This window comes from Francisella salina (genome assembly GCF_000219045.1).
Lineage (GTDB): Bacteria > Pseudomonadota > Gammaproteobacteria > Francisellales > Francisellaceae > Francisella > Francisella salimarina.
Genome location: NC_015696.1, coordinates 1,577,469 through 1,596,337, shown reverse-complemented (window position 1 = coordinate 1,596,337; position 18,869 = coordinate 1,577,469). Strand labels below are relative to the sequence as shown.

Sequence of the window (18,869 nt, the reverse complement as noted above, 5' to 3'; positions counted from 1 at the left end):
GAATATTCAATTCTAAGTTAAAATACTTTAGTATAAAGTAGATCTAAAATCTTTTATAAAATATGAGGTAATTCTAAAGAATGTATAAAATATTAAACTTTTACACCAAAGAAGAAGTTTCTACAGATAGTTTTGTCTTTGCAGGGGAAAATGAGCCCTGGGAAATCCAGATGAATATTGATGAAATTAGTAAGAAAATTAATAAAGATTATTTTACTCAAGCATCACCGTGTCTATCCAAATATATACCATTTATGCCGATAAAGGATCCATCAAGTTTTGTATCTTTAAGAGAGTCGGCAACTCCACTGCTTAAGAGTAAAATTATTGGTAAAGAGCTGGGAATTAATCTGTATTTTAAAGTCGAAGGTAAAAACCCTACAGGATCATTCAAAGATAGAGGATCAGCAGTTGATATTACAGTTGCAAAAGAGCTTGGTGCTAAGGGGATAGTACTAGCATCCACAGGTAATATGGCGGCTTCATGTGCTTGTTATGCGGCAGCTGCGAAGATGCCGTGTTTTATTATTGTGCCAGAAGGAGTTGCAGCTTCTAAGTTAGCTCAAGTAATGTCTTATGGTGGGAAAATAGTTCAAGTTAAAGGTAGCTATAATGAAGCAGCAAAATTAGCTTATGATATCGCAAAATCTAAAGATTTTTTCCTTGCTGGGGATTACGCGTTTAGGGTAGAGGGTCAGAAGACAGCAGCATTTGAGCTTATAGATCAGTTACTGTTCCAAGTTCCAGATGAGGTTATAGTTCCTATAGGTTGCGGTACTAATATGACAGCATACTATAAAGGATTTAGTGAATATAAAGAGTTAGGATTTATTAAATCTGTTCCTAAGCTTACAGGTGTTCAATCAACAGAGGCTGATACATTAGCTAGAGCATATCAGAAAAATCAAAATAGGATTGAGCCACTAAAAACAGCAAATACAATTGCGACTGCAATAGCTGTGCCATATCCTATCGATGGTGATAAAGCTATAGATGCAATATATAGCACGGGTGGAGAATCTACTGCTGTAACAGATATGAAGATGTTGGAAGCACAATACTTGCTGTCAACTAAAGAAGGGTTATTTGTAGAATTAGCATCAGCGTCAACTATTGCTCACTTACTCAAAAAATATGAGGAAGGTAAGCTTCAAAAGGGAAGTACGGTAGTATGCGTGTTATCTGGAGAAGGTTTGAAAGACCCTGCGGTAGTACTAAAATCTGCTATTCAACCACCAATTATATATCCGACAGAGATAGATTTTGACAGGCTTTATAATAGCCATTTCTTTGATAATAAAACGATGTTATTCATAGAGCAAAATGAAGTAATATTTGATCAAGTTCCAACTCTTGAGGAAGTTAAAAAAACTCTAGGCGAATTGTTTGGTGCAAATTATGATAAGAATTTCTTGGCTAAGGTTAGAGAATTGATTGAGAGATTCTTAGTAAAGGGTAAGTCAATTAATGTCTCTGATATACAAGATATTATACAAGATGCTACTGAGATGGCAGATGCTATCAGTAAAGATATCTTAGATGTACAGTCATTTAAGGTAAATGTGGAGCTTGATCAAAAATCTGTGGCTGAAGTTACTGTTAAGGTTGCAGACCAGTTATATTTTGCATCAAGTTCTGGTGTTGGACCTGTAGATGCTGTTTTAAATGCTTTATGTAAAGCCTGTCCTAGTGATATTAGCTATAAGCTGACTGACTATAAGGTTAAAATACGTGGTCAGGGTGCTGATGCTGTTGTTTATGTAGAAATGAGCTTGGAAAAAGAAGGTATTAAAAGTATTGGTAAAGCTGTTTCTCCAGATATAATCCAAGCTTCAGTAGAGGCTTTTATTGATGCTTATAATATTGCATATGCATAGAAAATATTTGAGGTGAAATTAATGAAAAAAGAGTTGAATAAATATAGTAAAAGATTGACAGAAGATAAATCGCAGGGTGCTTCTCAGGCTATGTTATACGGCACGGGGATGAGTGATAACGATATGCATAAGCCTCAAATTGGTATTGCTAGTGTATGGTATGAAGGTAATACTTGTAATATGCATTTAAACCAACTTGCTCAATTTGTCAAAAATAGTGTTGAAAAAGAGAACCTCAAAGGCATGAGGTTTAATACTATAGGTGTTAGTGACGGTATTTCTATGGGCACAGATGGTATGAGTTATTCTCTGCAGTCTAGAGACCTTATTGCAGATTCAATTGAAACTGTAATGTCTGCACACTGGTATGATGGGCTAGTATCTATACCTGGCTGTGATAAGAATATGCCAGGATGTATGATGGCTTTAGGTAGACTTAATAGACCAGGATTCGTGATCTACGGAGGTACTATCCAAGCTGGGGTTATGCGTGGTAAGCCAATTGATATTGTTACAGCATTTCAGAGTTATGGTGCTTGTATATCTGGACAAATCACAGAACAAGAGCGTCAAGAAACTATCAAAAAAGCATGCCCAGGAGCTGGAGCATGCGGTGGTATGTATACTGCAAATACTATGGCGTGTGCTATAGAAGCTTTAGGAATGAGTTTACCATTTAGCTCATCAACTCCAGCAACTTCTGTTGAGAAGGTACAAGAGTGCGATAAAGCTGGCGAAACTATCAGAAATCTTTTAGAGCTAGATATTAAGCCGAGAGATATTATGACCCGTAAAGCTTTTGAAAATGCAATGGTTCTTATTACAGTTATGGGTGGTTCAACAAATGCGGTACTTCATTTATTGGCTATGGCAAGTTCAGTAGATGTTGATTTGAATATTGACGATTTCCAAGAAATAACTAATAAAACACCAGTTCTAGCAGACTTTAAGCCTAGTGGTAAGTATGTGATGGCTGATTTGCATGCTATAGGTGGTACACCAGCTGTAATGAAAATGTTACTAAAAGCAGGTATGTTACATGGTGATTGTTTAACGGTAACTGGTAAGACTTTAGCGGAGAATCTTGAGAGTGTAGCAGATCTGCCTGAGGATAATGCAATTATTCACAAGTTAGACAATCCTATTAAAAAAACTGGTCATTTACAAATCTTAAAAGGTAATGTTGCTCCGGAAGGATCTGTGGCTAAAATAACGGGTAAAGAAGGAGAAATCTTCACCGGTGTAGCAAATGTTTTTGATTCAGAAGAAGAGATGGTTGTTGCTGTTGAAGAGGGAAGCATTAAAAAAGGCGATGTAATAGTTATACGTTATGAAGGTCCTAAAGGCGGCCCTGGTATGCCAGAGATGCTTAAACCAACATCACTCATAATGGGTGCTGGCTTAGGTCAAGATGTCGCTTTAATCACAGATGGACGTTTTTCAGGTGGTTCGCATGGTTTTATTGTAGGACATATTGCTCCAGAAGCCTATGAAGGTGGTATGTTAGCATTATTAGAAAATGGCGATAAAATTACGATTGATGCAATTAATAACGTTATAAATGTTGACTTATCAGATCAAGAGATTGCTCAAAGAAAATCAAAGTGGCAAGCGCCTAAGCAAAAGGCAAATAGAGGAACGCTTAAGAAATATATAAAAACAGTTTCATCAGCTTCAACAGGATGCGTTACAGATTTAGATTAAAAATTTGTAAAAAAAACTACTAAATATACTTTTTCTATTTAAAAATTTCAAGTCCATGTCTATAATGATTTAACATTTAGTGATTTAATAACATTGCTGAGTGTAGTTAAGTGTTGAATAATATTGAAAAAAGGAGAGTGCTAAAGTATGAAAATAACAGGCTCTCAAGCCATCGTGAAATCATTGGAAGCTCAAGGGGTTGATTGTATATTTGGGTATCCTGGCGGTGCTATTATGCCTACGTACGATGCTTTGCATGAGTCAAGGGACAAAGTTCACCATGTTTTGGTTAGACATGAGCAAGGTGCAGTACATGCAGCAGTAGGTTATGCTAGAGCTACTGAAAAAGTTGGTGTTGCAATAGCAACTTCAGGACCTGGAGCAACAAACCTTATTACAGGAATTGCTGATGCGCAGATCGACTCGGTTCCTATTGTTTGTATCACAGGTCAGGTTTTTAGCCCATTACTAGGTACTGATGCTTTTCAGGAAGCAGATATTATAGGAATGTCTGTCGCGGCTACTAAATGGAATTATCAAATAACAGACCCTAATGAGATACCAGAAGTATTCAAAAAAGCTTTTGAGATAGCTTCTAACGGTAGACCAGGGGCTGTACTTATTGATATTACAAAAGATGCTCAAGTTGGCATGATGGAATATAAAGAGGCTATTGGAAATAAGTTAGGGAAGTGGTTGCATAAGCCAACTATAAATATGGATGATATTTTAAAAGCTTCTGAATATATTAATAGTGCTAAGAAGCCTATTTTGATCACTGGACATGGTGTAATGCTATCTGGAGCTGAGGAAGCTGTTCTAAAAGTTGCTGAGAAAGGAAATATACCAGTTGTAAGTACACTGTTGGGCTTATCAGCTTTTCCTTATAATCATCAACTTTACAAGGGTATGTTAGGGATGCATGGTAATTATGCAGCAAATGTTCTTTGTAACGAAGCAGATGTGGTAATAGCAGTCGGTATGAGATTTGATGATAGAGTAACTGGTGATTTGAATCATTATTTGCCAAATGCAAAGATTATTCATATAGAAATTGATCCCTCTGAAATTAACAAAAATGTTAAAGCAGATATTGGTATTAATGCTGATGCAAAAGAAGCGCTAAATTGTTTGTTACCATATATTGCTAATAACTCTCACAGTGAGTGGCATCAGGAGTTTGCATCTGAGCATGATAAAGAAGTCAAAGCTATCATCAATGATGAAACTATGCCTGTTGAAGGCGAAATTAAAATGGCTGAGGTGATTAGTTTACTTTCAAAAGAAACTAATGGACGAGCTATTGTAGTATCTGATGTTGGGCAGCATCAAATGATTGCTGCTAGATATTACCAATTTTTAGAAACTAATTCTCATATTAGTTCTGGTGGCTTAGGTACAATGGGATTTGCATTACCGGCTGCTATTGGTGCTAAGATGGGTGTTAAGGATAATAGAACAGTCGTCGCTGTAATTGGTGATGGAGGCTTTCAAATGAATATCCAAGAGCTTGCAGTACTTAACCAAGAAGGTATTAATGTTAAGGTTCTAATATTGAATAACTCTTTCTTAGGTATGGTTCGTCAATGGCAGGAGTTATTTTTTGAGAGTAGATATTCTTATACAAAAATATCATCACCAGATTTTGTAAAAGTTGCAGAAGCATATGGAATACAGGCTGAAAGAGTAAAAGAAAGAAGAGAACTAAAAGACGCATTAATTAGATTTCTTAACTCTGATAGCTCATATTTGCTTGAGGTAATGGTAGAAAATCAGGAAAATGTTTTTCCTATGGTTCCAGCTGGAGAATCGATTAGTAACACAAAGCTTGGTGTAGAGGAGTAGAGCTATGAGTGAAAATATATATTTTATAACAATGAATACTGAAAATACTCTTTGTGTGTTACAAAGAATCTCTTCTGTGTTATCACGTAATCGCGTTAATATAGAGCAACTAACAGTATTTGAAACAGCAAACAAGGGTATTTCTCATTTCAATCTTGTAGTACATGGTACACAAGAAAAAATAGAGAAAATCGTAAAAAAGCTAGCGAATGTGATCGAAGTAATAGATATTAATATTACAAACTGTTTACCAATGCAAGGAGCTGTAGTAAGTGAAGTTCCTCAAAGTGTGAGAACAGTTAGTCAAAGAAAGGCAGCTTAATATTAAAATTTATGAGAAAATAACAAATCACATAGATGAAGTTTTGCAGTGTCGAAAAAAACAAATATAACTCAGTAAGAATCTAATTTTGAAAAGGCATTAGAAATTTTAAAGAATAAGACTATAGCAATTGATTGTGGGTCTAGTTCAGCCTCTTAATTTAAGAGATAATGATTCCAATGTAATAATTGGATAAAGAGAGAATTCTAAGTCATGGGATAAAGTAATCGAAAATGATTGGGTTGTTGGCGAATTTCTATTCAACATTGTTAAAGCTACGCCTAGAGGTGTATTCTCTGATTTATATAATGAAGTGAAAAATGGTAATGAAGCACAAAGGACTATTCATATAAATAGTCATGCTGACTATTATCGCAAAGAGCTTGAAGAGCTTGAAGAGCTAAGTTAAATAGCAGTTTGCCAAACTGGTAAAACAGTTAGATCTCTTTGTCCTAATAAGTAATTAAATCATAAAACTGTTTCTAATATTTATCTTATAAAGATTTTACTGATTATAGGGTTTACCAATAGTTATTAATAAATATATTATTTAATTAGTGTGAGATATTTTTTAGGAATTTCTCTATAAACTCTATTCTTTGTTCAGCGGTTTTAGTGCTTTTTGTGATGAGTAGATCTTGTTCTTTCGTGATTCTAAAATCAGCGGGTTGAGCTTGAATTAGCTTTATCAGCTTTTGAGGCTCAAATTTAGTAGTGTTAGCAAAATTAATCTTACCAGATGTGGCAAACATTTTTATTTGTCCAATACCTAAATTTATAGCATCAATTTTTATGTGAGCAATTTTTAAAAGATATAACACTTCAACAGGTAGCCTACCAAAACGATCAATAAGTTCGATTTTTATATTTACTAATTCTTTATGATCGGCTTTTGAAATTCGCTTATAAATATTTAATCTAGTATTTACATCACTAATATAGTAATCAGGAATTAGCGTTGGGATATTAAGTTCAACTTCACAAACAGTTGAGTTAATGACATCTTCAATATTTAGCTCCTTCCCAGCTTTAAGATTAGCAATCGTTTTATCTAGGAGATCCATATATAGATTTAGACCTATACCGTCAATATTACCACTTTGTTCTTGTCCAAGAATCTCTCCAGCCCCACGAATCTCTAAGTCATGATTTGCGAGTGTGAAGCCACCTCCAAGTGAATCAGTGCTACCAATAGCCTCTAACCTTTTTATAGCATCTTTCGTAATACTACCTTCACTCGGAACTAACATATATGCGTAAGCTTGATGGTGTGAACGTCCAACTCTGCCTCTTAGTTGATGTAATTGAGCTAAACCTAGATTATTAGCATCTTCGATAATTAAAGTATTAGCATTTGGAATATCAATACCTGTTTCAATAATTGTGGTACAAAGTAATATATGATATTTATTATGCTTAAAGTCAAACATAACTTTTTGAATTTCTTTTTCACTCATCTGACCATGTGTTATAGCTATTCTTAAACGTGGGAATAGTTCTTCAAGAATTTCTTTTTTCTTTTGGATAGTATCGACTTTATTATAAAGATAGAAAATTTGTCCACCACGAATGGTTTCACGACTTACAGCTTCACGAATTATATTATTATCGTATTCCTTGACAAATGTTTTTACAGATAAACGTTTAGCAGGAGGTGATGCAATAATTGATAAGTCACGAAGTGCTGAGAATGCCATACTTAAACTACGAGGAATAGGTGTGGCTGACATAGTTAGTATATCTATTTCAGCCTTTAGAGCTTTTAGTTTCTCCTTTTGTGCAACACCGAAACGATGTTCTTCATCAATAATTAATAAGCCTAAGTTATTAAAGTCAATCTTTGAGGATATAAGTTTGTGTGTACCAATCACTATATCAACGGTACCTTTTTTGAGATTATCAAAAAGCTCTTGCTGAGCTTTTGCTGTTTTTGAACGAGTAATAACCTCGATATTTACAGCAGTATTAGCAAACCTATCTTTAAAACTATTATAGTGTTGTTGAGCTAAAATAGTTGTAGGTACTAGAATAGCTACTTGTTTTTGATTTTGAGTTGCTAGAAATGCTGCCCGCATCGCAATTTCTGTTTTTCCAAAACCAACATCACCACAAATTAGTCTGTCCATTGGCTTAGCAGATATCATATCTTTAAAGACATCATTTATCGCTAAGAGTTGATCAGGCGTTTCTTCATATGGAAAATCTGCACAGAATCGTAAATATTCTTCTTCATCTAAAGAATTGCTGAATCCTTGTCGCATTTCTCTTTTTGCATATATTTCTAAGAGATTTGCAGCAACATCGATAATCTTTTTTATAGTCTTTTCTTTTTGCTTTTTCCATTTATCTGAACCAAGTTTATTTAATGCTATTTTTTCAGTAATAGAAGAGTTATAAATAGAAATTAGATTTAATGAAGTGATTGGCACATAAATTTTTGCATCATTTGCATATCTTAGAAGTATAAACTCATCTTTTTTACCATTTAATTCAATACTTTCTAAGCCTTCGTATCTGCCAATACCATGGTCAATATGGACTACATGCATTCCGGGTTTTAGATCTGTCAGATCTTTAAGGTCAACAGTAGGGTGATGATCATGTTCTGATATTTTAGAAGAGTTTTGAATATGCTCAGGAAAAAGATCTGATTCAGTAATTAATATGATTTTCTTATCAATTATTACACCTTCTTGAAAAGGTGAGATAATTAAGCAGAATTTATCTTTGATTTTAAGAGCATCGTCAAAACTTTTTGCAATTCTTATATTTAACTGTAACTTATTCAAATGTTCTAAAAGTATTTCACCACGTCCATTCGAATCAGTTGAAAATATAACTTTATCAAAATTAGAGCTATCTATTAATTTTTGTAAATCCCTAAAAGGATTCGCTAATTTATAGTTTGCTGAGATTTTTTCTAGATGATCTATATTTAGAGTTTTAGACTTAGATTTTGGTTGTTGGAACCATTTGATATGTTGATGTTTTTCATACAGATCTTTGACTTCTTTTTGTGAATAAAAAAGTTCTTGATATGGTAAAACAGGTCTATCAATATCATGCTTTAACTCGTTATATCTATATTTAACCTCTTCTGAGAATGCTTCAATTGAGTTGCTAATATTGTCAATAAGGTGGATATTTGCAGACTTTGGTAAGTAGTCAAATAGACTAACAAGTTCAGGATAAAATAATGGTAAATAGAATTCTATACCACTAAAGTATTCATTATTTTTTATATACGTTGCAATAGTTGAATTTTGCGATTTTTCGCCACATTGTATTTTGAGTTTTTCTAATGCAAAAGAAGTATTTTGTGAATTATAAATCAGCTCATGTGAAGGCATGATGTTTATAGATTTTATTTCTTTGCCGGAGCGTTGAGTTTCTGTATCTAACTCTTTGATTGTATCAACTTCATCATCAAAGAGATCAATTCTAAAAGCTACTTTTGATCCAACTGGGAAAATATCAATAATACTACCACGGATACTAAACTCACCTTTTTCAAAAACATTGTTTACTAAGGTATATCCAGCTTCGGTTAGTAATACTTTTTGTTTGGTTATATCTAGAGTATCACCAGTCTTGAGTATGAAACTATGTTCTTTGATAAACTTGGCAGGTGGAAGTTTTCTTAATGTATTTGAAATACTTGTTATTACTAGAGTATTTTTGGGATTCTGTGTAAGTTTATGCAATATTTCTTGTCTTCTTGAGATAATGTCTATTGCTGCAGAGAATCTATCATAAGGTAGTATTTCTAAGTTAGGAAAATAGAATACTTCTATTTTTGAGTCTTTATTTAGATACTTTAATTCATCATAAACTCTATGCGCTTGTTGAGAGTCTTCAGCAACTATTAGATTAAATTCTCTATTTTGTTTAAGATATTCATTAAACAGAATGCTAAAAGAAGAACCATAAGCATTAGACACAATAGTATCTTTTGCAGATATTTGATTATTGAGCATTAAAATTTAGTAGATTAGAAATTATTAGAATAAATAATAATATAAATTAGTCTCTATCGCCAGCTACAGCACCAAAGATTTGTAGTAGAGTTACGAAGATATTAAATAGAGAAACATATATGTTAACAGTTGCTAGGATATAGTTAGTTTCTTCACCTCTTACTATAGCATTTGTTTGCCATAAGATAAATCCACCAGAGATAAATGCAAACACTAGCGAAATTACAAATCCTAAAGCAGGTATTTGTAAGAAGATGTTAAGCACTAAAGCAACTATTGCAACAATAGCACCTATAGCACAGAATGATCCTACTCTATTAAAGTTTCTAGCAGGGCTCATAGCAACTGCAGATAGACCTAAGAAAATTAGACCTGTAGTACCAAAAGCCATCATTATAAGCTCAGCACCATTTGAGAACTGATGAATATATAAATTTAGAATTGGACCTAATGAGTAGCCTAAAAGTCCTGTTAGTGCAAATGTAAGTACAATCCCCCATGGCGAGTTTTTAGTGGCATTAATACCAAATAGCAGACCAATGTAAGCTATCAATAAAATTAAGGGGTTAAGCATAAATCCTGCACCATTAGATGCTTGTACAAAAGCAATATAAGCAGTAAATGCACTAAATAGTAGCGTCATTGATAGTAACCAATATGTATTTCTAAGAACTCTATTAGCTCTTAGTACAGACTCTTGTGATAGGGAGTCTATTACACGAGTATTATTTTCAAAGTTATTCATTTTTTCTCCTTTTTTAAGTGTTTTATATATGAATAAAATTCAATCAGATCTGATTATAGCATATTTGTATATTCTTAAATATGGGGCGAGAAGCTAAATTTACAAGATAATTATTTATAGGCTAAAAGAAATATCATATAAGAAGGATACGAATATTAAAGAAGAAAATATTAGGTACAGTAGACTAGTTGTGACAACTTCGTTTTTACCACCAGCAAGTATTTTACCTAATGAAAAGTATATAGGTACAATAAAAATATTTAAAACCAAAGCTAGTATCGTTGCCACAATTAGAGCTAGGTTACAAAAAAGAGTATTGTTTGTAAAAATGGCTATCATTAAAATAAAAACTCTTAAGGTTTCTATGTAGAGCATTGTCTTTATGATGTGAGACTTCGTAATTGATTCTATACGTAAAGTTATTAGTTTGAATCGCCATCCAAAATATATGATTATGCATATAAAGTATCCTGCTAATAAAAATGAGAATGTACTTAAAGGAGAGTTAAGATATTTTGGATCTACTACATTTTCATATCTAAGAAAACTAAGATAAAAGATTTTATTCGCTGCTAGAAGTCCTAGACTAAAATATATGTATTTTAGGAGGTTTGTACCACTTTCTTTATTATTTGAGATGGTAAGGATATGAAGATATATCAAAGAAATTGGTAATATGACCAAATTTATACTACTAAATACATTCAGGTTTTGTAATAAGTAAAATAAAACAAAAGAGAATATAAAGAATATTAATAATACTCCATAAAAGCTAATGTCAATTCGTTCAGTTTGGTTTGTTAGAGATGTGTTAAGCTTGTAGCTGTTCTTTAAGAAAAAAACTAGTAAAAATATAGCTATGAATAAATAAAATATTTTAAAATTATATAAGTTTTTGAATATTGTAATATAGGTGATAATACCTATTGCTATACCAAGTAAAGCGCTAGAGTACACGCCTATAAACCCATACATTCTACGTAAATCTGTTTTTAGATAAAAAGCACTTAAGTTAAAAAGAAGATTAACTATCACTATAGCTATTCCAATCCATAAGACAGAACAGCTAAATAATGTTATGTTATCAATAAATGAGAGAATCATAGCTATAATTATAAGCTGTAGTCCATGAACTATTGATTTAGTTGAACCAAAAAGGTAGTTGCTGATACAGCCAAAAATTCCAGCAAAAAAAATGACAAAGAGATAGTCATTCCTATTATAGAATAAATCAATATCACCATAACTATTTAGAATAGTCATGAAAGGTCCAATACATAAGCACAGGCAAAATGTCATAAAGGCAATGATATGTAGACCCTTAGGTTGCTTAAAATGAATATTTACTTGAGATATTTTTTTAATATTTCTCATTATTTAAGTACTAACTCTTGTAATTTAGTTAAATAATTCTGTTCATCTGGTAGAGTATTGTATTTTTGTGACAGCCACATTTCCTCTGCTAGATAGTCTATCATAAGATGGTGTACTTTATGCTCATCATTGTTGTTTTTACTAAGTAGCTGATGATATGTGGTATTTATCCCGATAGGGCGATTAGTTTGTACTTGTTCAATAATTGCTAAGTGAAGGCTAATATGCAAAAAAGGATTTACTTGACCCATTTCAGGCGAATAATCTTTGTCAATGTTTTCAATAGTAATTTGTTTATGATACTCAGGGTGTAACTCTATTATTCTAGATATTTGTTCTTCAATGGCTGTGAGTGGTTTTTTATCTAAAAACTTAGTCCAACTATCTATAAAAAGCTTACGAAGTTCATATCTGTCTTGAGAGAGAATCATAAATATTTTTCCTTATCCTTAAATTCACAGTACTCAAAAATTATACAATTACGACATTTAGGTTTTTGAGCTGTGCATATATATCTACCATGTAGTATTATCCAATGGTGTGCATCTTGAAGATACTGTTTTGGAATTACATGTAAAAGTTTTTTTTCAACCTCATTAACATTTTTACCTTTGGCTAACGGTATGCGATTTGCAAGCCTAAAAATATGAGTATCAACCGCCATAGTTGGTTGATTAAATGCTGTGTTAAGAACCACATTTGCAGTTTTTCTACCGACACCCGCTAGAGATATTAGATCATCGAAGTTATCAGGAACTTGGCTATCAAATTTTTCGATTAAATCTTTACATGTTGTGATTACGTTTTTTGCTTTAGTTTTATATAATCCAATAGATTTAATATATTGGGCTAGCTTTTGTTCTCCAAGAGCGTATATTTGCTCTGGAGTATTAGCTATTTTATATAAAACTTGTGTTGCCTTATTCACACTGACATCAGTAGCTTGAGCTGATAAAATAACCGCAATTAATAGTTCAAAATTTGATGAATATTCTAACTCAGTTGTTGGACTAGGATCATTTTGTTTCCAAGTTTCAAAAATTTGGATTCTTTTCTGTCTATTCATTATTTGGTGTAGATTTTTTTCTATTTTTATATTTTGCTAATGAAGCTGCAATATAAGCCTTTTTATCTATTTCTTGAGCAGTAGCAATATTTTTATAGACAGCTCTTTGCTTGGCTTTTGTTTGACTTACTCTATATTTGTGGTACTCATATCTATCTTTGAAATGATTCTTTTGGTGAGTATATTGTTTCTCATCAAGATTATCAGGTTGCATATCTGTGGCTAAATCAACTAGAGATATACAATCCATAGGACATGGTTCAATACAAAGTTCGCAACCAGTACATTCTGACTCAATTATAGTGTGCATCAGTTTTTTTGAACCAACAATAGCATCAACGGGACATGCAAGTAAACATTTCTCACAGCCAATACACATAGACTCATCAATCTTTGCTACAGCACGAGGTTTGTGTTGACCAAGTGAGTCATCAAGTGGTATCTCAGGTTTGTTTAAAAGTTTAGATAATTCTTTTAAAGTCTTTTCTCCACCGGTTATACACTTATTGTAATTTTCGCCATTCGTAATAGCCTTAGCATAACTATAGCAATCATCATAAGTACATTTTTGGCACTGTGTTTGCGGTAATATTTTATCTATTGCTTCTATGGATATAATCATTTTAATATAGTTCTATATTTGTTTTGGTTTCTATACTTTTTATGTAACTATTAATATTATCAGGAACCTCAAGTAAATCCCTAGCCATGGTTAGTATGAAGAATATTGGAAAAATATTTATATCATCCCAAGAAAAATTATCTCCATTGATGAAAGGTGTTTTGACAAAAGGTTCTATCTCTTTGAGGATTTTATTAATTGCTATAATTGAGTCGTAGGGAGGATTTTTAAGTAAAGAATCAAAATCCCCAATGTATTGAGATTTCTTGTTTATAAAATACTCTTTAGCACTTTGTGTTGGGAAATCACATTCATTACGAGGGTGATGAGGAATGCGAGGGTATACTATCCTACGATAATGCTCAGCTAGTTTAGCAACAGACTCTTTGGCGTAATTATCAATCGTTGATTCTGCTATCTCAAAATTTTGAGTGCGGGCTATAAACTTACAGATTTCATCACTCTCTATTATAAAAGTACCATCGTCTTTCTCTAGAAAAGGAACTTGCTTAGAGCCAATTCTGTCTATATGAGATTTTTCATCATCATTCGCTAAGATTATCATCTCATAGTCTAAATTGCTAAGATCTGCCACTAATCTAACTTTTATACAATATGGACAGTGATGGTAAAGATATATTTTCATAATTTTTATATTTCTAATATTAAAATTTATGTGTAATTATATCACTTATCAAAGTTAGGTAAATGTCTTTAAATCTTAATATTATTTCAGATTATAAATTTTAGTATTTTAGAAAAATTAGAAGGTTATGTTAGCTGGTGAGCTTTTCCAATAGTTTTGACTTTCTCCCATTTTATAACCCAATTCAAATAATTGATTCATTTCTAAGTTATCAAATGGCTCTTGAGATACAGGATTGTAGCTGTATGGTATATAAGTGAAGTTGTATTTAAAACCATCTTTAACACTTAGATAATATATTCTAAATAAGTCACCGATACCCTGAGATGTTGTCAAGGTAAATAGCGCTTTGGTACCTATTGATAAGAAGCTTTGATCAACAGGTACATAGTCTTTATGAATTTTACTATTGCGAATAATATACAGAGACTTATCAATTTTCTTATGGTAATCAATTTTATTTAGAGCTTCTGAAAAATCAACACTAAAACCGTATAAAAATACTTCTGTCATCATGCCTCCATCAACATGAAGTTCATCATAGTCATTATCATCTACCTTAACATCAAATCTTACCGGTGGGAATGCTACAGGTATAGATGCAGATGCTAGTAATATCTTTCTAATAAGTGCTAGAGATTTTTCTTTATCTGGCTGAATCGCAATCTCTCCAATATTCCAGATATTGACTCTTTGATTGTCAAGGTTAGTCGTACCAATATATAGTCTTCTACCTTGATTATGTGCTTTGATAATATCCATTAGAACTTCTTCAGTTAGATATTTCTCAATAAGTTTTTTTAATGGCTCTGTAGAAGCCAGAGATGAAGAGTTACCTAATATAGCATCAGTAACATTAATTTCAAACACATCTTTAGCTGAAATTGTTGTAAATGCTTCTTTTAACCTTTGGTCATATTTCTCACCTAGAAAAGCAAATGGTGCTACTAAGGCTCCAGTGCTAATACCAGTAACTAAATAGAATTCAGGCCTTTTGCCAGACTGGGTCCAGCCATTAACGATTCCTGCACTGAATGCTCCATCACTACCTCCACCTGAAAGCGCTAAAATATCTATTTTAGGATTACTACCTTGGCTTGATAAATACTTTACTAGACTTTGCTCTAAATCTTTTTGGAAATATTGATTTTTACCATACCCGTGAGCTCTAACTGTTTCATAGCCCTTTATATTTGCTTTTTGAGCATATTCTTTTGGGACGGGATTCCTATTTACAGAACAATTAGTAAGAGTAAGAGTTAATAGTATTAAAAATATATTTCTGAGTAAAGTCATGATAAGTTATTTAGTGTTTTCTGGTTAGTTATTATTATCTACAGATAAGCAGGTAAGCTACTATTCTAAAAGTTATTAGATGATATCACAATTTATGATTAATATATAAAATTAAATCTTTATTTTTATTTAATAGAAAGTTCTTCGCTATAATTCTATATTTCTTTTTTATTAAATACGTAATAGTATAAAAATATTCTATTTTCTAAAGGGTTTATATGTTAAAAGATTTAAGAACAAAACAAAGCTTTACAATTGCTGCTATAACATTTTGGGGCCAGTTTGCCACTTACAGTTTCAATGCTATTTTAATTTTGTATCTGACAAAGTCTGTACTAGATTATGGTATTGGTTTTTCTGAGAGTCATGCTTACTCATTTCAGGGTATTTATAAAGCAATGAATTATGCAATTATTATGTTTGGTGGATATATTGCGGATAGGTACCTTGGTTTGAGAAGATCAATATTCTGGGGTAGTTTGCTATTAGCTTTTGCATACTTAGCTGTATTTTTAAGTGGTTTCATGGTCCATGTAAGTAATGAATTTTTTATTTTTACATTTGCTTTGGTTCCAGTCTGTGGGTCACTATCAATGGGTACTGCATCTGCAATGGTTTCTAAAATTTATAGCACAGATCCTGTTCATGCAAAAAGTGGTATGACTATGTTTTATATATCTATTAATTTAGGTAGTTTGTTAGCATACTTAGTAGCACCCTCATTGATAGGATATCAATTTGGTGCTCTAGCTGTATTAGGTATAGTCTTTGTTGGTAAATTAATAGCTATAGCAAACTTTTCTTATAGGTATAAAATTTATGATAATGTTGTTGATGAAGCTGATAAAAGTCCAATGACGATCATAGCCAAGAAGGTCGTTTTAGGGTATTTAGCCATAGTATATATTTTTACAGTAGTTTGTTATCACTACCCAGATTATGCAAATGTTGTAGTTGCAGGTATTAGTATAGTTTGCTTAGTGATATTTTTATTTAGAACAATTTTTTTCTTAAAAGAAGATGTACGGATTAAGCAAATAGTAGGTTTGATATTAATAATTGTAGCTGTAGTATTTTTTGTTATCTATAATCAGATGGAATCTACTCTTGTTATGGCCGCAAAGAATAATTCTGATCTTTTAATGTTTGGCTTTAGTGTCAATCCAGCAAGCTATCAAATGGTTAATCCAATTTTGATAATATTTGGTGGGATGCTACTTATAAGAATATATCCATTGTTACCGAGATTTTATATACCTTACCAATTTGCAGTAGGAGTTTTGTTAGCTGCTATTGGTTTATTTGTAATGTATTATGGTTTCTCTCATGATAATAATGGGATCATAAGTGGTAACTATATTACTTTATCATATATTTTGATTTCCATATCAGAGCTGTTTGTAAGTGCGATTGGCCTTAGCATGATAGGTATTTATTGTGATGGTAAGACTATAGGTTTTGCTATGGGTGCATGGTATATATCTGCTTCTATGGCAAATTCTATTACAGGATTATTAAACCAAGTTGTTGCTCTTCCAGAAGATGGAATCAGCACAGTAGAGAGTGCTAGTTTGTATCAGACTTATTTTTTTGACACAAGTATTAGTGTTATGTCTATAGGAATATTTATACTTGTACTTGCATATTTTTTGATAAGATTTATGAAAAGAAGGAAAATAGATTTTGTGTAAGTATTAGCCTAAGTCAGGAGCGCTAAAGCTTCTTTTAGCAGCTTCTTGGTCTAACATGTATAAACCACCATCTTTAACTAGCTTAATTTTGTTTATCATATCGTTAACAGTAGCTTCTTCTTCAACCTGTTCGTCAATGAACCACTGTAAGAAACTCTTAGTAGCATGTTCTCTTTCTTCTAGTGCTATATCCATCAAGCTATAAAATCTATTAGTAACTTCTTGCTCGTGCTCAAGAGTTGCTTCAAAAGCCTCAAGCAATGAGTTGAAATGATTCTGAGGAGCAGAGACAGATTTAACTTCTATGCGACCATTTTTGTCGTTTATGAATTTCATAATTTTTTTAGCATGGAAAAGCTCTTCTTCATACTGCGCCATAAACCAATTAGTAAAACCACCAAGGCCTAAATCTTCAGTATATCCAGCCATAGCTAGATAAAGATTAGCTGATTCAAGTTCATAATTGAACTGATCATTTAGAGCATCTAATAATTTTTGTGATAGCATGACATTTTCCTCATTGTTTATAATTTACGGATTAAGTTTAAATGTTTTTAGCATCATCTGCAAATTTATAGGCGAAATGATTTTTGGATATTGGATAAGTTATTTTTGTTGAGGATATAATCTTAAAGTAAATATTTATAAATAGGAGTTTATATTTTATAATGTAGTCAAAATTACGGATTTATAAAAGTTTCAATAATTACATGAAAGAAATATCTAGTATAAAAGTGAAAGTTGAGAGTGGTACAAAATACACTACAGACCATGGTTTCCACGCTGTCAAAGATGGTATTAGAAACAAAAAAGAAAATTCTGTACATATACGCAAACCAGAATGGTTAAAGGTAAAGAAGCAAGATTCGAAAGAGTATTTGAAAGTTAAGTCTATAACCAAAAAACATAAATTGGCAACTGTTTGTGAAGAAGCAAAGTGTCCAAATATTAATGAGTGTTGGTCTCATGGAACAGCTACAATTATGCTAATGGGAGCAGTGTGTACCAGAGCATGTAAGTTTTGTTCTGTTGATACGGGTAACCCAAAAGGTTGGCTAGATAAAGAAGAACCTCAGAATACAGCAGAAAGTGTTAAACTTATGAATCTAGAGTATGTTGTATTAACATCCGTGGATCGTGATGATTTAGTGGATGGTGGAGCTGGACATTATGCTGATACAATAACAGCTATCAAGAAACTAGATGAGAATATAAAAGTCGAAGCTTTGACTCCTGATTTTGCGGGAGTTAAACAGAATGTTGATAAAATCATTAATACAAAAGTTGATGTAATAGCTCAAAATATAGAGACTGTAGAACGTTTGACGCATCCTGTACGTGATCCTAGAGCTGGATATTGGCAAACACTAGAATTTTTGAGATATGTCAAAGAAAAAGCACCTAGTGTACTAACTAAAACTAGTATTATGGTTGGTCTTGGTGAAACCGATGAAGAAATTTATAAGACAATGGATGATGCTCGAAGTGTTGGAGTGGATATAATAACTCTTGGTCAGTATATGCAGCCGACAAAGCATCATCTAAGTGTGGAGAGGTTTGTAACTCCTCAGCAGTTTGAAGAATATCGTAAGATTGGTCTTGAAAAAGGATTTTTAGAAGTTGCCTCTGGCCCAATGGTTAGATCAAGTTATAGAGCTGATAGAGTTTTCAAAAGAAATAATCTAGATTTGTAAATAAAAACGT

15 protein-coding genes and 1 pseudogene are annotated in these 18,869 nt (G+C 32.4%); 7 read left to right on the top strand and 9 right to left on the bottom strand.

The features are described 5' to 3' along the window. The first annotated feature begins 80 nt into the window (after positions 1-80). The 5 genes and pseudogenes from thrC to F7308_RS10500 form a co-directional block, all read left to right on the top strand. A complete protein-coding gene (gene thrC, locus F7308_RS10460) occupies positions 81-1,877 on the top strand; it encodes a threonine synthase (RefSeq protein WP_013923331.1) in 1,797 nt (598 codons plus the stop codon). Between the two features lie 21 nt (positions 1,878-1,898). Then, positions 1,899-3,581 carry a dihydroxy-acid dehydratase gene (gene ilvD / locus F7308_RS07850; RefSeq protein ID WP_013923330.1) on the top strand — a complete coding sequence of 561 codons (1,683 nt, stop codon included), beginning with the start codon at positions 1,899-1,901 and terminating at the stop codon, positions 3,579-3,581. Positions 3,582-3,728: 147 nt separating this feature from the next. Further along, positions 3,729-5,426 carry a biosynthetic-type acetolactate synthase large subunit gene (gene ilvB, locus F7308_RS07845; protein ID WP_013923329.1) on the top strand — a complete coding sequence of 566 codons (1,698 nt, stop codon included), beginning with the start codon at positions 3,729-3,731 and terminating at the stop codon, positions 5,424-5,426. Between the two features lie 4 nt (positions 5,427-5,430). Beyond that, positions 5,431-5,748, top strand: coding sequence for an acetolactate synthase small subunit (locus F7308_RS07840; protein WP_013923328.1), 318 nt, complete (start codon positions 5,431-5,433; stop codon positions 5,746-5,748). 283 nt (positions 5,749-6,031) lie between these two features. Continuing rightward, positions 6,032-6,157: pseudogene (locus F7308_RS10500) on the top strand (ketol-acid reductoisomerase); the annotation flags it as partial. Between the two features lie 145 nt (positions 6,158-6,302). On the opposite strand, the gene mfd reads toward F7308_RS10500, so the two are convergent. The 8 genes from mfd to F7308_RS07800 all read right to left on the bottom strand — a co-directional run bounded on the left by mfd (position 6,303) and on the right by F7308_RS07800 (position 15,474). Further along, on the bottom strand, positions 6,303-9,725 hold the full coding sequence (mfd, locus tag F7308_RS07835; RefSeq protein WP_013923327.1) for a transcription-repair coupling factor: 3,423 nt from the start codon (positions 9,723-9,725) through the stop codon (positions 6,303-6,305). 46 nt (positions 9,726-9,771) lie between these two features. Further along, a complete protein-coding gene (locus tag F7308_RS07830) occupies positions 9,772-10,470 on the bottom strand; it encodes a Bax inhibitor-1/YccA family protein (RefSeq protein WP_013923326.1) in 699 nt (232 codons plus the stop codon). Positions 10,471-10,584: 114 nt separating this feature from the next. Beyond that, positions 10,585-11,844 (bottom strand): hypothetical protein, encoded by a 1,260-nt coding sequence (locus F7308_RS07825; protein WP_013923325.1) that lies wholly within the window; start codon positions 11,842-11,844, stop codon positions 10,585-10,587. Next, complete coding sequence (locus F7308_RS07820; protein ID WP_013923324.1) at positions 11,844-12,275, bottom strand: DUF1841 family protein; 432 nt, start codon at positions 12,273-12,275, stop codon at positions 11,844-11,846. Before F7308_RS07820 ends, F7308_RS07825 begins: the two co-directional genes overlap by 1 nt. Next, on the bottom strand, positions 12,272-12,910 hold the full coding sequence (gene nth / locus F7308_RS07815) for an endonuclease III (protein ID WP_013923323.1): 639 nt from the start codon (positions 12,908-12,910) through the stop codon (positions 12,272-12,274). Before nth ends, F7308_RS07820 begins: the two co-directional genes overlap by 4 nt. After that, positions 12,903-13,532 (bottom strand): RnfABCDGE type electron transport complex subunit B, encoded by a 630-nt coding sequence (locus F7308_RS07810; protein WP_013923322.1) that lies wholly within the window; start codon positions 13,530-13,532, stop codon positions 12,903-12,905. The genes nth and F7308_RS07810 overlap by 8 nt, the downstream gene beginning before the upstream one ends. Position 13,533: 1 nt before the next feature. Further along, positions 13,534-14,178 (bottom strand): glutaredoxin 2, encoded by a 645-nt coding sequence (gene grxB, locus F7308_RS07805; RefSeq protein ID WP_013923321.1) that lies wholly within the window; start codon positions 14,176-14,178, stop codon positions 13,534-13,536. Between the two features lie 117 nt (positions 14,179-14,295). Further along, positions 14,296-15,474, bottom strand: a complete 1,179-nt coding sequence (locus tag F7308_RS07800; RefSeq protein ID WP_013923320.1) for a patatin-like phospholipase family protein — start codon at positions 15,472-15,474, stop codon at positions 14,296-14,298. Between the two features lie 218 nt (positions 15,475-15,692). Between F7308_RS07800 and F7308_RS07795 the strand changes: the two genes are divergently transcribed. After that, positions 15,693-17,165, top strand: coding sequence for a peptide MFS transporter (locus F7308_RS07795; protein WP_013923319.1), 1,473 nt, complete (start codon positions 15,693-15,695; stop codon positions 17,163-17,165). Positions 17,166-17,168: 3 nt separating this feature from the next. On the opposite strand, the gene F7308_RS07790 is transcribed toward F7308_RS07795, so the two are convergent. Beyond that, positions 17,169-17,672 (bottom strand): ferritin, encoded by a 504-nt coding sequence (locus tag F7308_RS07790; protein WP_013923318.1) that lies wholly within the window; start codon positions 17,670-17,672, stop codon positions 17,169-17,171. Positions 17,673-17,875: 203 nt separating this feature from the next. Here F7308_RS07790 and lipA point away from each other — a divergent pair, with 203 nt between their 5' ends. Beyond that, complete coding sequence (gene lipA / locus F7308_RS07785) at positions 17,876-18,859, top strand: lipoyl synthase (RefSeq protein ID WP_013923317.1); 984 nt, start codon at positions 17,876-17,878, stop codon at positions 18,857-18,859. Positions 18,860-18,869: the final 10 nt, after the last annotated feature.

Bases quoted from the DNA above. Each gene is read 5' to 3' on its own strand.
- thrC (WP_013923331.1), top strand. From the start codon at position 81: ATGTATAAAATATTAAACTTTTACACCAAAGAAGAAGTTTCTACAGAT.
- ilvD (WP_013923330.1), top strand. From the start codon at position 1,899: ATGAAAAAAGAGTTGAATAAATATAGTAAAAGATTGACAGAAGATAAA.
- ilvB (WP_013923329.1), top strand. From the start codon at position 3,729: ATGAAAATAACAGGCTCTCAAGCCATCGTGAAATCATTGGAAGCTCAA.
- F7308_RS07840 (WP_013923328.1), top strand. From the start codon at position 5,431: ATGAGTGAAAATATATATTTTATAACAATGAATACTGAAAATACTCTT.
- mfd (WP_013923327.1), bottom strand. From the start codon at position 9,725: ATGCTCAATAATCAAATATCTGCAAAAGATACTATTGTGTCTAATGCT.
- F7308_RS07830 (WP_013923326.1), bottom strand. From the start codon at position 10,470: ATGAATAACTTTGAAAATAATACTCGTGTAATAGACTCCCTATCACAA.
- F7308_RS07825 (WP_013923325.1), bottom strand. From the start codon at position 11,844: ATGAGAAATATTAAAAAAATATCTCAAGTAAATATTCATTTTAAGCAA.
- F7308_RS07820 (WP_013923324.1), bottom strand. From the start codon at position 12,275: ATGATTCTCTCTCAAGACAGATATGAACTTCGTAAGCTTTTTATAGAT.
- nth (WP_013923323.1), bottom strand. From the start codon at position 12,910: ATGAATAGACAGAAAAGAATCCAAATTTTTGAAACTTGGAAACAAAAT.
- F7308_RS07810 (WP_013923322.1), bottom strand. From the start codon at position 13,532: ATGATTATATCCATAGAAGCAATAGATAAAATATTACCGCAAACACAG.
- grxB (WP_013923321.1), bottom strand. From the start codon at position 14,178: ATGAAAATATATCTTTACCATCACTGTCCATATTGTATAAAAGTTAGA.
- F7308_RS07800 (WP_013923320.1), bottom strand. From the start codon at position 15,474: ATGACTTTACTCAGAAATATATTTTTAATACTATTAACTCTTACTCTT.
- F7308_RS07795 (WP_013923319.1), top strand. From the start codon at position 15,693: ATGTTAAAAGATTTAAGAACAAAACAAAGCTTTACAATTGCTGCTATA.
- F7308_RS07790 (WP_013923318.1), bottom strand. From the start codon at position 17,672: ATGCTATCACAAAAATTATTAGATGCTCTAAATGATCAGTTCAATTAT.
- lipA (WP_013923317.1), top strand. From the start codon at position 17,876: ATGAAAGAAATATCTAGTATAAAAGTGAAAGTTGAGAGTGGTACAAAA.